The sequence below is a fragment of the Streptomyces sp. BA2 genome (assembly GCF_009769735.1).
Classification (GTDB): domain Bacteria; phylum Actinomycetota; class Actinomycetes; order Streptomycetales; family Streptomycetaceae; genus Streptomyces.
Genome location: NZ_WSRO01000002.1, coordinates 6,577,638 through 6,591,975 on the forward strand (window position 1 = coordinate 6,577,638; position 14,338 = coordinate 6,591,975).

General features: G+C 69.8%; 10 protein-coding genes. 6 read left to right on the forward strand and 4 right to left on the reverse strand.

Going from position 1 to position 14,338, the window contains the following annotated elements; all coding sequences use genetic code 11:
* Positions 1–50: 50 nt before the first annotated feature.
* Positions 51–992, reverse strand: coding sequence for a CAP domain-containing protein (locus tag E5671_RS32560; RefSeq protein ID WP_160510551.1), 942 nt, complete (start codon positions 990–992; stop codon positions 51–53).
* A gap of 132 nt (positions 993–1,124) precedes the next feature.
* Here E5671_RS32560 and E5671_RS32565 point away from each other — a divergent pair, with 132 nt between their 5' ends.
* The 4 genes from E5671_RS32565 (at position 1,125) to E5671_RS32580 (ending at position 7,484) form a co-directional block, all read left to right on the forward strand.
* On the forward strand, positions 1,125–1,406 hold the full coding sequence (locus E5671_RS32565) for an acylphosphatase (protein ID WP_160507438.1): 282 nt from the start codon (positions 1,125–1,127) through the stop codon (positions 1,404–1,406).
* A 383-nt stretch (positions 1,407–1,789) separates the two neighbouring features.
* Complete coding sequence (locus E5671_RS32570; protein ID WP_135333243.1) at positions 1,790–1,993, forward strand: hypothetical protein; 204 nt, start codon at positions 1,790–1,792, stop codon at positions 1,991–1,993.
* A 271-nt stretch (positions 1,994–2,264) separates the two neighbouring features.
* Positions 2,265–5,831: a chromosome segregation protein SMC gene (gene smc / locus E5671_RS32575; protein WP_160507439.1), complete on the forward strand. Its 3,567-nt coding sequence runs from the start codon at positions 2,265–2,267 to the stop codon at positions 5,829–5,831.
* 201 nt (positions 5,832–6,032) lie between these two features.
* Positions 6,033–7,484 carry a sugar porter family MFS transporter gene (locus E5671_RS32580; protein WP_202121347.1) on the forward strand — a complete coding sequence of 484 codons (1,452 nt, stop codon included), beginning with the start codon at positions 6,033–6,035 and terminating at the stop codon, positions 7,482–7,484.
* A 44-nt stretch (positions 7,485–7,528) separates the two neighbouring features.
* Here the strand turns inward: E5671_RS32580 and E5671_RS32585 are convergent, their stop codons facing one another.
* Positions 7,529–8,509, reverse strand: a complete 981-nt coding sequence (locus E5671_RS32585) for an LLM class flavin-dependent oxidoreductase (RefSeq protein WP_160507441.1) — start codon at positions 8,507–8,509, stop codon at positions 7,529–7,531.
* A 91-nt stretch (positions 8,510–8,600) separates the two neighbouring features.
* Positions 8,601–10,058: a purine-cytosine permease family protein gene (locus E5671_RS32590; RefSeq protein ID WP_160507442.1), complete on the reverse strand. Its 1,458-nt coding sequence runs from the start codon at positions 10,056–10,058 to the stop codon at positions 8,601–8,603.
* Between the two features lie 198 nt (positions 10,059–10,256).
* On the opposite strand from E5671_RS32590, the gene ftsY reads away from it, so the two are divergent.
* On the forward strand, positions 10,257–11,465 hold the full coding sequence (ftsY, locus tag E5671_RS32595) for a signal recognition particle-docking protein FtsY (RefSeq protein WP_160507443.1): 1,209 nt from the start codon (positions 10,257–10,259) through the stop codon (positions 11,463–11,465).
* 88 nt (positions 11,466–11,553) lie between these two features.
* Here ftsY and E5671_RS32600 read toward each other — a convergent pair whose 3' ends face one another.
* Complete coding sequence (locus E5671_RS32600; RefSeq protein WP_160507444.1) at positions 11,554–12,216, reverse strand: bifunctional DNA primase/polymerase; 663 nt, start codon at positions 12,214–12,216, stop codon at positions 11,554–11,556.
* Positions 12,217–12,657: 441 nt separating this feature from the next.
* Between E5671_RS32600 and nsdA the strand changes: the two genes are divergently transcribed.
* Positions 12,658–14,133, forward strand: a complete 1,476-nt coding sequence (nsdA, locus tag E5671_RS32605; RefSeq protein ID WP_160507445.1) for a transcriptional repressor NsdA — start codon at positions 12,658–12,660, stop codon at positions 14,131–14,133.
* The last annotated feature ends 205 nt before the right edge of the window (positions 14,134–14,338 follow it).

A 14,338-nucleotide genomic window follows, 5' to 3' on the forward strand; every position in this document is an offset into this window, starting at 1 on the left:
TCCTGGACAGCGCTAGCTCACGGGTGGCGCTAACCAAGAGTTAGTGCACGCTAGAAGCCGAAGTCCTGCGTCCACCAGGGGCCGCCCGGCGCGAAGTGCGCGCCGACGCCCAGGGTCTTGTAGTCGCAGTTGAGGATGTTGGCCCGGTGGCCGGCGCTGTTCATCCAGGCGTCCATCACGGACTGGGCGTTGGCCTGGCCCCGGGCGATGTTCTCGCCGCCCAGGTCCGATATCCCGGCCTTCTCGGCGCGGTCCCAGGGAGTCGCGCCGTCCGGGTCGGTGTGGTCGAAGAAGTCGCGCTCGGCCATGTCCGTGCTGAAGTCCCCGGCGAGCGAAGCCAGCGCGGCGTCGCCGCTCACGGGGGAGCAGCCCACCTTGGCCCGCTCTTGATTGACCAGGGTGAGCACATCCGCCTCGGCCACGCTCTCGGCGGACGGCGACTTCGATCCGGCGGCCGGCGGGGCCTTGGGCTTCTCGGAGGGGGTGCGCGAGGGGCTCGGGGGCTTCGTCTTCTTCTTCTCGTCGGTCTCAGGCGCGGCGGGCGCCTTGGATGACGGCTTCTTCGACGGCTCCGCCGAGGGCTTCTCGGTGGACTGCGAGGGGGAGGGGGCCGGAGCGTCGGGGCGGTCGGAGCCGCGGCTCGGCGGGGCCGACTCGCGCTCGGCGGTGCCGGTGTCGCCGCCCTGGGGCGCGACCTCGCTGGGAGTGGTGGCGGCACGGACCTTGTTCGAGTCGCCGCCTCCGCCGAGGGAGTAGTTCTCCGCACCGGGGACCAGACCGGAGGCGACGGCCACGGCGCCCATCGCCACAGCCGCGGACACACCGAGCAGGCCGGTGCGCACCGGGGTGGCGCGGCGGCCCCTGTGGCGGTGTGACACGGTGGCGGGGCGGGGCTCCGGGACGCCGGCGTGCTCGCCCGCGTATGCGTCGGAGACCCCAGTGGCGCGGCCGGTGGCGGCTGCCCCTGCGCCGGAGCGTCGGTGGCGTCCCATCTCCTGGCCTTCCTCGTCCTCAGTGGTCAACGTGGCTCACCCATACGAGTGAGGCTCATCGAGTCGGGACTGTACGCGATGGCGCATGGGGACGAAGTGCTCCGAGAGCAATTGGCCGGTTAGCGTGCACCCATGAACGAAGAAGTCAGACTCACGGCGTGGGTGCGTGGCCGGGTGCAAGGCGTGGGTTTCCGCTGGTTCACGCGTGCCAAGGCTCTGGAGATCGGGGGCCTGAGTGGTTTTGCTCTCAATCTGGAGGACGGCCGTGTGCAAGTCGTCGCCGAGGGGCCCCGCGCGGGTGCCCAGGGACTGCTCGACTGGCTTCGCGAGGGCGACACACCCGGCCGCGTCGACGGCGTCACTGAGATCTGGGACACTCCGCGCGGCATCTACGACACATTCGCGATTCGCTGACGGAGAGCTGCCGGGCGGAGCCGCTCCGATGTGGCCGTGGCAACTGCCCGGGGCAGAAAACGCCTGGTGGTTGCCAAGAACGTCCCGCCGTGGCAGGCTCCCAGGTGAAGGAAGATCGACACGCCCCCAGGGCCCCGCAGCAGAGGCAGCGCCGCCGTTTCCACGGCCGCAGGCCCCCGGGTTGCCCGCCAATACGGGGCGTGATCGTGTTGACCGTCAAACTTTTTGGTGAGACTCTGGAAGCCCCGCGCACCTTAGCTGTTTGGCATGTGAGAACGGCCCGTAAGACCCAGCAAGAACAACGAGTGCCAAGCACCGCGGGTGCGATTCCCTCACGACCCACACCGCTTCGGTCGGTCACTCATTGTGGAGGACCATCCATCATGGCAAAGGCGCTTCTCGGTTACGTCGGCGGTTCCGACCCGCGACTTCTCGCCGAGATGCGACGGCTCCAGCAGCGTGTCCAGGACCTGGAATCTGAGCTCGTGAAGATCCAGGCCGAGAACGACGCGCTCGCGGCTGCCGCTTCTCACGAATCGCTCCTGGAGAGCATCGACGTACCCCAGGCGGAGCCTGCGCTCACCTGACCACCACCTTCAGTAAGGCGCTCACCTCACACGACCTCGCGTAACGCTTGATCACGTCACGCATTCTCCGGTCCGTGGGATGCCTGTTAACGCACGTGGTCAGGCTGCCCATGTCAGCCGCTTGTCCAGATCTGCAAGGGACGCTTCGGCGTCCCTTCTTTCTTGTCGGCGTTTGTCGCCGCTTGTCGCTGCGTGTGTCGCTTCCTTTACCGTCTGATGTGCCCTGCATCTTCCTGGGTGAAACGGTCAGTGAAAGGTAGAGTCCGGCGGCGTGCACCTCAAGGCCCTGACACTGCGCGGTTTCAAATCCTTCGCGTCGGCGACGACGCTGAAGTTCGAGCCGGGCATCACCTGCGTCGTCGGACCGAACGGCTCCGGCAAGTCCAATGTCGTGGACGCGCTGTCCTGGGTGATGGGCGAGCAGGGTGCCAAGTCGCTGCGCGGCGGCAAGATGGAGGACGTCATCTTCGCCGGCACCACCGGGCGCCCGCCGCTCGGCCGCGCGGAGGTGTCCCTCACCATCGACAACTCCGACGGCGCCCTGCCCATCGAGTACGCCGAAGTCACCATCACGCGCATCATGTTCCGCAATGGCGGCAGCGAGTACCAGATCAACGGGGACACGTGCCGGCTGCTCGACATCCAGGAACTGCTCTCCGACTCCGGCATCGGGCGCGAGATGCACGTCATCGTCGGCCAGGGCCAGCTCGACGGCGTACTGCACGCCGACCCCATGGGCCGCCGCGCCTTCATCGAGGAGGCCGCGGGCGTCCTCAAGCACCGCAAGCGCAAAGAGAAGGCGCTGCGCAAGCTCGACGCGATGCAGGCCAACCTCGCGCGTGTCCAGGACCTGACCGACGAGCTGCGGCGTCAGCTCAAGCCGCTCGGGCGCCAGGCCGCCGTGGCGCGCAGGGCCGCTGTCATCCAGGCCGATCTGCGCGATGCCCGCCTGCGGCTGCTCGCCGACGATCTCGTACGCCTGCGGGACGCGCTGCGCACCGAGATCGCCGACGAGGCGGAGCTCAAGCGGCGCAAGGACACCGCCGAGGCTGAGCTGAAGAAGGCGCTCCAGCGGGAGGCGGAGCTGGAGGACGAGGTGCGCCGCCTCGCGCCGCGGCTCCAGCGGGCGCAGCAGACGTGGTACGAGCTGTCACAGTTGGCCGAGCGCGTGCGCGGCACGGTGTCGCTGGCCGACGCCCGGGTCAAGAGCGCGACGGCCGCGCCCCCCGAGGAGCGGCGCGGCCGTGACCCCGAGGACATGGAGCGCGAGGCCGCGCGGATCCGCGAGCAGGAAGCGGAGCTGGAAGCCGCCCTGGAGGCCGCGGAGCACGCCCTGGAGGACACGGTCGGCCACCGTGCCGATCTGGAGCGGGAGCTCGCGGTCGAGGAGCGTCGCCTCAAGGACGTCGCGCGGGCCATCGCCGACCGGCGTGAAGGGCTCGCGCGGCTGAACGGCCAGGTCAACGCCGCGCGCTCGCGGGCGGGCTCCGCGCAGGCCGAGATCGACCGGCTCGCCGTGGCGCGTGACGAGGCGGGGGAGCGCGCGGTCACCGCCCAGGAGGAGTACGAGCAGCTGAAGGCGGAGGTCGACGGGCTCGACGCGGGTGACGCGGAGCTCGGCGAGCGGCACGACGAGGCGAAGCGTTCCCTCGCGGAGGCCGAAGGTGCGCTGACCGCGGCCCGGGAGGCGGCGACCGCCGCCGAACGCAAGCGGGCCGCGGTCGCCGCCCGGCACGAGGCGCTCGCGCTCGGCCTGCGCCGCAAGGACGGGACGGGGGCGCTGCTCGCCGCCAAGGACCGCCTCACGGGGCTGCTCGGTCCGGCGGCCGAGCTGCTCTCGATCGCTCCGGGGTACGAGGTCGCCGTCGCGGCGGCGTTCGGTGCCGCCGCTGACGCGATCGCGGTGACCACACCGGCGTCGGCGGCGGAGGCCATCCGGCTGCTGCGCAAGCAGGACGCGGGGCGGGCCGCACTGCTCCTCGCAGGTGCACCGGAGGGCGGCGGCCCCGGTGACGTACGGCCCACGGGCTCCGATGGGCCGCCCCTGGTCGCCGAACTGGTGCGCGGGCCCGCGGAGTTGATGCCCTCGGTGCGGCGGTTGCTGCGGGGGATGGTCGCCGTCGGGACACTGGAGGATGCTGAGGACTTCGTCTACGCGCACCCGGAGCTCACCGCCGTCACCACCGAAGGCGACCTGCTCGGGGCGCACTTCGCGCAGGGCGGCTCCGCCGGGGCGCCGAGCCTTCTCGAAGTGCAGGCATCCGTCGACGAAGCGGCGGCCGAGCTGGAACAACTCGCCGAGCAATGCGATGAGTTGGCGCGCGCCCAGCAGGATGCGGGAGAGCGGCGCAAGGAGGTGGCCTCGCTCGTCGAGGAGTTGGGGGAGCGCAGGCGCGCCGCCGACCGGGAGAAGTCCGCCGTGGCCCAGCAGTTGGGCGCGCTCGCCGGGCAGGCGCGTGGTGCAGCGGGCGAGGCCGAGCGCAGTGCGGCCGCCGCGGCCAAGGCGCAGGAGGCCCTTGACAAGGCGGTCGAGGACGCCGAGGAACTGGCCGAGCGGCTCGCCGTGGCCCAGGAGGCTCCGGTCGAGGAGGAGCCCGACACTTCCGTACGCGACAGGCTCGCCGCCGATGGGGCCAATGCCCGGCAGACCGAGATGGAGGCCAGGCTCCAGGTGCGTACGCACGAGGAGCGGGTCAAGGGGCTCGCGGGGCGCGCCGATTCGCTCGACCGGGCCGCGCGCGCCGAACGCGAGGCACGCGCGCGTGCCGAGCAGCGCAAGGCCCGGATGCGGCACGAGGCCGCGGTCGCCGAGGCCGTCGCCCGTGGCGCGCGGCAACTGCTCGCGCACGTCGAGGTCTCCCTCGTACGGGCACAGGAGGAGCGTGGCGCCGCCGAGCGCGCCAAGGAGGCGCGGGAGCGGGATCTCGCCGCCGAGCGTGGCCAGGGGCGCGACCTCAAGGCGGAGCTCGACAAGTTGACGGATTCAGTCCACCGCGGCGAGGTACTCGGTGCCGAGAAGCGGCTGCGGATCGAGCAGCTGGAGTCCAAGGCACTGGAGGAACTCGGTGTGGAACCGGCAGGACTCGTCTCCGACTACGGCCCCGACCAGCTCGTGCCGCCCTCCCCCGCTGCCGAGGGCGAGGAGCTTCCCGAGGACCCGGAGCACCCGCGCAACAGGCCCGTGCCGTACGTCCGCGGTGAGCAGGAGAAGCGGCTGAGGTCAGCCGAACGGGCGTACCAGCAGCTCGGGAAGGTGAACCCGCTGGCTCTGGAGGAGTTCGCCGCGCTTGAGGAGCGTCATAAGTTCCTGAGCGAGCAGCTTGAGGACCTGAAGAAGACGCGGGCCGATCTCCTGCAAGTGGTGAAGGAGGTCGACGAGCGCGTCGAGCAGGTCTTCACCGAGGCCTACCGCGATACCGCCCGTGAGTTCGAGGGTGTCTTCTCGCGGCTCTTCCCGGGCGGCGAGGGGCGGCTGATCCTGACCGATCCCGACAACATGCTCGCCACGGGGGTCGACGTCGAGGCGCGCCCGCCGGGCAAGAAGGTCAAGCGGCTCTCGCTGCTCTCCGGCGGCGAGCGGTCACTGACCGCCGTCGCGCTGCTCGTCTCGATCTTCAAGGCGCGGCCGAGTCCCTTCTATGTGATGGACGAGGTCGAGGCCGCGCTCGACGACACCAACCTGCAGCGGCTCATCCGCATCATGGAGGAGCTGCAGGAGGCCTCGCAGCTCATCGTGATCACGCACCAGAAGCGGACGATGGAGGTCGCCGACGCGCTGTACGGCGTGTCCATGCAGGGCGACGGCGTCTCGAAGGTGATCAGCCAGCGGCTTCGCTAGGCGCTGTTCCTGGACCGGGGCTCCTCCTCCTTGAGTTCAAGATGTGAACGAAGGTCACCTCTTACGCACCTGAAATTCACAGGAACCCAGGTATTGACTTCGAAACTTGAAGGCATAGTCTCTGCAACGTTGCTTTTACCTTCAGGTGGTGGGCGGCGTGAAGTTGTGCGCCACTTGAAGTGCTCACCCCCACCCCCGGCGATGTTGCCGGTGGCCCGAGGAGTCCATGTGACCAGCACTACGAAGGCGCCGCAGCCCGAAGGCAGAGAGGCCAGGCCGGACCATCTCGGCCATGTCATCTTCATTACGGCGGCCGCCGCCATGGGCGGCTTCCTCTTCGGCTATGACAGCTCCGTGATCAACGGCGCGACCGTCGCCATCCAGCACCGGTTCGACGTCGACGCGAACATGCTCGGCTGGATCATCGCGACCGCGCTGCTCGGCTGTGCCCTCGGCGCAGCGATCGCCGGGCGCATCGCCGACCGCATCGGCCGCATCCGCTGTATGCAGATCGCCGCCGTCCTCTTCGCTGCGAGCGCCGTCGGATCCGCCCTGCCGTTCGCGGCGTGGGACCTGACGATGTGGCGTTTCATCGGCGGCATCGGCATCGGCATGGCCTCCGTCATCGGCCCGGCCTACATCGCCGAGGTCGCCCCGCCCGCGTACCGAGGCCGCCTCGCCTCCTTCCAGCAGGCCGCGATCGTCATCGGTATCGCCGTGTCGCAGCTGGTCAACTACGGCATCCTGAAGCTGGCGGACGACGACCAGCGCGGCAAGCTGATGGGCCTCGAAGCCTGGCAGCTGATGCTCGGCGTCATGGTCATCCCGGCCGTCCTGTACGGCGTGCTCTCCTTCGTCATCCCCGAGTCGCCGCGCTTCCTGATCTCGGTCGGCCGTGACGTCGAGGCGAAGAAGGTGCTCGGCGAGGTCGAGGGCACCAAGATCGACCTGGACGCGCGCGTCGCGGAGATCCACGAGGGCATGCGCCGCGAGCACAAGTCCTCCTTCAAGGACCTGCTCGGCAAGGTCGGCTTCCTGCCGATCGTCTGGATCGGCATCGGCCTCTCGGTGTTCCAGCAGCTCGTCGGCATCAACGTGATCTTCTACTACTCGAACCAGCTGTGGCAGTCGATCGGGCACGACCCGAGCAGCTCGTTCCTGTACTCGTTCGAGACGTCGATCGTGAACATCGTCGGCACGGTCATCGCGATGATCTTCGTCGACCGGATCGGCCGCAAGCCGCTGGCTCTGATCGGCTCCGCCGGTATGGCCCTGGCGCTGTTCACCATGGCCTGGGCGTTCTCGTACCGGACCGGCTCCGGCGACAACGTCTCGCTGCCGGACGCGCAGGGTCTGACCGCGATCATCGCCGCCAACCTCTTCGTGCTCTTCTTCGCCCTCTCCTGGGGCGTGGTGGTCTGGGTCCTGCTCGGCGAGATCTTCCCGAACCGGATCCGCGCCGCCGCCCTCGGTGTGGCCGCGTCCGCCCAGTGGCTCGCCAACTTCGCGATCACGAAGACGTTCCCGAGCATGTCCGAGTGGAGCCTGACCGGCTCGTACATCATCTACGGCGGCTTCGCGGCGCTCTCCATCCCCTTCGTCATGAAGTTCGTCAGAGAGACGAAGGGCAAGACCCTGGAGGAGATGGGCTAATCCCCGCTGCCCCTCCTCTGAGGAAGCTGCCCCGGCTCAAGGACCTATTCCTTGAGCCGGGGCAGTACGTTTTCGCAGAAGTGGTGCAGGCTGCGCCATCCCTCGTCGACCGGCATCCCTCCGGAGAGCGGATGCAGTACGAGATTTGCGGCGCCGCCCCGCACGTACGCCACGCACTCGTCGGGCGTGAGGACGCGGTAGACGCCCTCGGCGCGCAGCTCCTCGACCGTGGTGGCGGCGGACTTCACCGCCGAGCGGATGTCCTTGGACTGCCAGGAGGCGTAGGTGCGCGCCTCGTGCAGGAAGTGCTCGCCGTGCTCCGCCCAGGTGCGGTCCGGGTCGTCCGCAATGTGCAGGAGCGGGGTCTCGGCGGCGGGCATCATCGTCCAGCCCTCGGTGCCGTACTCCGCGAGGCGTTCGTTGTAGTACGCCTCAAGGTCCGGCAGATGGGCGCTGGGGAAGAACGGCAGGCCGAGCCGGGCCGCGCGGCGGGCCGCCGCCTGCGAGGAGCCGCCGACCAGGAGCATCGGATGCGGCTGGGTGAACGGGCGCGGGGTGACGCGCGCGGTGCGGCCGCGGAACTCGAAGGGCTCGCCCGTCCACGCCCGCAACAGGGTCTCAAGGAGCTCGTCCTGGAGCTTGCCGCGCCGCTTCCAGTCGACGCCGAACGCCTCGTACTCCTCGGGCCGGTAGCCGATCCCCGCCACGGTGACCAGGCGACCGCCGCTGAGCAGGTCGAGTACGGCGATGTCCTCGGCGAGCCGCAGCGGATCGTGCAGCGGGCCGATGATCGCGGAGACCGTGACCGCGATGCGGCGGGTGGCGCCGAAGACCGCGCCGGCGAAAGTGAAGGGCGAGGGCAGCCAGTTGTTGCCGACGCCGTGGTGTTCCTCGGTCTGCACGGTGGAGATGCCCCGGTCGTCGGCGTACGTGGCCATCTCCAGGGCGGCCTTGTAGCGCTCGCTCAGCGAGGCGGGTGTCGCGTCCGGATCGACGAGGTTGAAGCGTACGACTGTGACGGGCATGGAAAACGTCCCCCTTCACCGTGGGCGGGCGAAGAGGGACGTTAGATGACGCGGTGTCAGATGGCCAGGGCCCGGGGGCAGTTGTTCCGGATCAGGCCGAGACCAGCTCGCTCTCGCCCTCGCCCCGGCCCTCGCCCTTGCCCTGCGGGGCCTCGACGGCCGGGGTCCTCGGAAGCACCGCGTACAGCACGGCCGCGATGAGGATCGTGGCCAGCCAGCCCAGGCCGTTGCGGCCGACCCAGGAGGTGGCGAGCGGGCCGCTGAACCAGTCGACCTTCGTGAAGAGCAGCCCGACCACCAGGGCGATCGCCCACGCCGTCATGGCCTGCCAGGCGAAGCCCGCCTTGTACCAGTAGGCGCTGGTGCGCTTGGTGTCCATCAGCGCTTCGCCGTCGTACGTCTTCCTGCGCAGCATGTCGATGCCGAAGACGCCGATCCAGGCGGAGAAGGCGACTGCGAGCAGGGTCAGGAAGGAGATGAACGAGCCGATGAAGCTGGTGGCCACGTTCATCAGGAGGTAGCCGAAGATCAGGCTGATGAGGGCGTTGATGGAAACGGCCCACGTGCGCGGGACCTTGATGCCGAGCGTCATGGCGGTGAAGCCCGCGGAGTACATCGACATGGAGTTGATCAGGAGCATGCCGATCAGGGCCATCAGCAGGTAGGGCACGGCGATCCACGTCGGCAGGAGCTGGCCGAGGAAGGAGACCGGGTCCGAGGCCTCCGACAGGCTCGGCGTGCTGACCGCCATGACCGCGCCCATCAGGACCATCGGTACGACGACGATGCCGGCGCCGCCGACGGCGTTGCCCACCAGGGCCTTGTTCGAGGCCTTGCGCGGGAGGTAGCGGGTGAAGTCCGGGCCGGTGGGGACCCAGCTGATGCCGCCCGCGGCGATCACGCCGACGCCCGCGACCATCGCCGCGGTGGAGCCCGCGGACTGCGAGAAGACGTCCGACCAGGGGGTGTTGGCCACCAGATAGACCAGGACGAGGACGCTGAACGCGCCGAAGAGGTACGTCGCCCAGGTGTTGCAGATGTGCAGGACCTTGCGGCCCAGGCCGCTGATGACGAACGTACCGGCGACGAAGGCGACCAGCGTCACGACTGTCAGCCACTTGCTGGACTTCACGCCGAAGCAGATGTCCAGGACGGTGATGATCGCGTACGCGCCCGTCACCGCGTTGATCGTCTCCCAGCCCCAGCGGGCGACCCAGATCAGCGAACCCGGGAAGAGGTTGCCGCGCTGGCCGAAGACGGCGCGCGAGAGCGTCATGCCGGGGGAGCCGCCGCGCTTGCCCGAGATGGAGATCAGTCCGACCATGCCGTAACTCAGGACCGGTGAGACGAGGGCGACGACCAGGGCCTGCCAGAAGTTGAGGCCGTTGGTGACGATGAGACCGGCGCCCATGGTGAGCAGCAGGACGCTGATGTTGGCCGCCACCCAGGTGGGGAACAGCTCGCGGGTGCGGCCGGTGCGCTCGGAGTCGGGGACGGGCTCGAGGCCGCGTGTCTCCAGGGCGCCTTCGGTTTCGGCGGTGGTGCTCATGGGGTGGGGTCCGTGCCTCTCGCTCGGATCGCAACGCCGCGATCCGTCCGTGGGGGTGATCGCGTTGGACTCTACGCGCGTTGATGCGGAGAGCTCCATCGTACTTTAGTCCGAGTAGTGCCCTCTATGAGCTTATGTTCTTTGGAGGAAGCTACAGCTTGAGCCCCTGTTGCCCCCATGGCTGATACTGGGTGAGTTATGGAAATCGTCATCCTTGCTGTAGTCATCGCCGTGGTCGTGATCGGCGCGCTCGGCGGGCTCGTGATCGGCAGCCGCAAGAAGAAGCAGCTGCCGCCGCAGGCCCCGTCGTCCACGCCCACCATCACCGCCCCTCCGGCCGAGCCGCATGTCGGCGACGAGGCCGAGACGCCGCGCGACGAACCGCGCCGCACGATCGAGGAGGTGGAACTCCCGGGCGCCGGAGCCGAGGCGCCGGTCGTCACCGAAGAGGCTCCCGAAGCCGCTCCGGAGATCGAGACCCCGGAGCCCACGGCAGGTCGCCTGGTCCGTCTGCGCTCGCGGCTCTCCCGCTCGCAGAACGCGCTCGGCAAGGGGCTGCTCACGCTCCTCTCCCGCGAGCACCTGGACGAGGACACGTGGGAGGAGATCGAGGACACGCTCCTCACCGCCGATGTCGGCGTCGCCCCCACCCAGGAACTGGTCGAGCGGCTGCGCGAGCGTGTCCGCGTGCTCGGCACCCGTACCCCGGACGACCTGCGCAACCTGCTGCGCGAGGAACTCATCACCCTGCTCGGCCCGGACTTCGACCGCACGGTCAAGACCGAGTCGGGCCTGGAGACCCCCGGCATCGTGATGGTCGTCGGCGTGAACGGCACCGGCAAGACCACCACCACCGGCAAGCTCGCCCGCGTCCTGGTCGCCGACGGCCGCTCCGTGGTCCTCGGCGCCGCCGACACGTTCCGCGCGGCCGCCGCCGACCAGCTGCAGACCTGGGGCGAGCGCGTCGGCGCGCGCACGGTCCGCGGCCCCGAGGGCGGCGACCCGGCGTCGATCGCCTTCGACGCGGTCAAGGAAGGCATCGCGGAGGGCGCCGACGTCGTCCTCATCGACACCGCGGGGCGGCTGCACACCAAGACCGGCCTGATGGACGAGCTCGGCAAGGTCAAGCGCGTCGTCGAGAAGCACGCGCCGCTGGACGAGGTGCTGCTCGTCCTGGACGCCACCACCGGGCAGAACGGCCTGGTGCAGGCGCGGGTCTTCGCCGAGGTCGTCGACATCACCGGCATCGTCCTGACGAAGCTGGACGGCACCGCCAAGGGCGGAATCGTTGTCGCCGTTCAGCGGGAGTTGGGTGTGCCGGTGAAGTTGGTGGGTCTTGGCGAGGGCGCGGACGACCTGGCGCCGTTCGAGCCCGAGGCGTTCGTGGACGCGTTGATCGGCGAGTAGCACTGGACCCACCGGGCGCCATCGCGAAGAAATGCCCCACCCCGGGGTGCAGCCGGGGCGGGGCATTTCCGTGTGCGGGCGGTGACTGCTACGCGGGTGAGCGGTGCGCCACGTACGCCAGGGTCCCGAGCAGCAGCCGCGCCTGCGGGGGATGCGTCGCCGAGTCCAGGTCCGGGGGCCGCAGCCAGCGGACCGGGCCGAGGCCCCCGCGGTCGGACGGCGGGGCCGTGATGTGCGTGCCGGGTCCCAGGCCGTGCAGGTCGATGCCGGCGTCGTCCCAGCCCATGCGGTAGAGCAGCTGGGGGAGTTCGGCGGCGGCGCCGGGGGCGACGAAGAAGTGCGCCCGGCCCTGCGGGGTGGCGGCCACCGGGCCGAGCGGCAGGCCCATGCGCTCCAGGCGGACCAGGGCCCTGCGGCCGGCTGCCTCTGCCACCTCGATGACGTCGAAGGCGCGCCCCACGGGCAGCAGTACGGCGGCGCCCGGGAGCTGCGCCCAGGCCTCGGTCACTTCGTCGAGCGTCGCCCCGGCGGGGACCTCGGGAGCGAACTCCAGGGGGTGGGCGCCGGGGGCCGTGCAGTCGGCCGCGCCGCAGGAGCAGCGGCCGTCCAGGGCGCGTGCGCCGGGGACCGCGGCCCATCCCCACAGTCCGGTGTACTCCGCCACCGCGATGCAGTCCGACGTGCGGCCGCGCCGCCGTGAACCGGTGCGAGGCTTGTCGGTCCCCCGGATGCCGCCGATCGTGAAGCCCATGCCCCCTCCAACGGGTCGAGCGCGGTGTGGTTACGTGACGGAATCGGATCGTGACCCTGTGTTTTTGTGTGGCGCCCGATGGCTTCAGGCTGGCTTCAGATGGCTTCAGGGGTGTGCGCGCTGTCATTCGCGCCCCCGAGTGCTCCCTTCCGCCCACCTTCGGTCGTCCACTGTCAAGTCAATCGCTTGTAGCGGGCCGGGAGTTCATTCGAAGGGGTGGCGAATGGTGGCGTTTCCGCGATCGCCCTCGCCGGAGGGGTGATCGTAGGATTACTTTCAGTGCATGGCCCCTGAGTGTCGTGCACTCGTGGGTATGCCGGAGGCAAGTCGGTTTCCTGTTCGATGGGTGACGTTCTCCGGACGGAGAGCCGCAATGGGCGGCATTCTGGTAGGGCTTGGCATGGACCGCGTGCAAGTGTCGTGAGGGATGGGGGCGTTCCAGTGGGCGGCAATGGCGGAAGTGGTGCGAACGCTGAGAAGCGCCCCAACGAACTGCTCAATTCCTGGTTCGTGCGCAGCGGCTGGTCGAAGGGTGAGCTGGCGCGTCAAGTGAACCGCAGGGCACGGCAGTTGGGTGCGCATCACATCTCCACCGACACCTCGCGCGTGCGGCGCTGGCTGGACGGCGAGAACCCCCGCGAGCCCATCCCGCGCATCCTCTCCGAGCTGTTCTCCGAGCGGTTCGGCTGTGTCGTCGCGGTCGAGGACCTCGGTCTTCGCGCCGCGCACCAGGCGCCCTCCGTCTCGGGCGTCGACCTGCCCTGGACCGGGCCCCAGACCGTCGCGCTCATCAGCGAGTTCTCGCGCAGCGACCTGATGCTGGCCCGGCGCGGCTTCCTCGGCACCTCGCTCGCGCTCTCGGCCGGCCCCGCCCTCATCGAGCCCATGCAGCGCTGGCTGGTCCCCGGCCCGGTGTCCCCCGTCGGCGACCCGGAGCCGCCCACGCCGTCCCGCAGGCCCGGCCGGCTCTCCAAACCGGAGCTGGACCTCCTGGAGTCCACGACCGTGATGTTCCGGCAGTGGGACGCGCAGTGCGGGGGAGGCCTGCGGCGCAAGGCGGTCGTCGGCCAACTGCACGAGGTGACGGACCTGTTGCAGGAGCCCCAGCCGGAGGCCACGTCCAAGCGGCTCTTCAAGGTCGCGGGCGAGCTGGCCGAGCTGGCCGGCTGGATGAGCTACGACGTAGGCCTCCAGCCCACCGCCCAGAAGTACTTCGTCCTGGCCCTGCACGCCGCGAAGGAAGCCGGCGAGAAGCCGCTGGGTTCGTACATCCTCTCCAGCATGAGCCGCCAGATGATCCACCTCGGGCGGCCCGACGACGCGCTCGAACTGATCCACCTCGCGCAGTACGGAAGCCGTGACTGCGCGAGCCCGCGCACCCAGGCCATGCTGTATGCGATGGAGGCCCGTGCCTACGCCAGCATGGGCCAGCCCGGCAAGTGCAAGCGGGCCGTGCGCATGGCCGAGGACACCTTCGCCGACGCCGCCGACTTCGACGAGCCCGAGCCCGACTGGATCCGCTTCTTCTCCGAGGCCGAGCTGAACGGCGAGAACGCTCACTCGTTCCGCGACCTGGCCTATGTGGCGGGCCGCAGCCCCACGTACGCCTCGCTCGCCGAGCCCGTCATGGAGCGCGCCGTCGACCTCTTCGGCAAGGACTCCGAGCACCAGCGTTCGTACGCACTGAACCTCATCGGCATGGCCACGGTCCACCTGCTCCAGCGCGAGCCCGAGCAGAGCACGGTGCTCGCGGGCGAGGCCCTCACCATCGCCAAGAAGGTCCGCTCCGAGCGGGTCAACACCCGCCTCCGCACGACCGTGGACACCGCCGTGCGGGACTTCGGCGACATCGCCGAGGTCGTGCAGCTCACCGACCGGCTCGCCGTCGACATGCCGGAATCCGCGGAGGCGGTCTGAGCGCGCCCCACCAGAACTCCGGCCGCGGCCGGTCCATCCCGAACTGCCCGACTCGGCTCCCCCACGCCAGGTCAATCGGATGGCCGCCGCGGCCGGTTTGTGCGGTGTGCGCAGGGTATGAAACCGCGCCCCGCCTGACCCGGCAGTTCATGGACGCGTAACACGCACGACCTCTTCGTCACTGCGGCGAAACATCGAGGGGCGC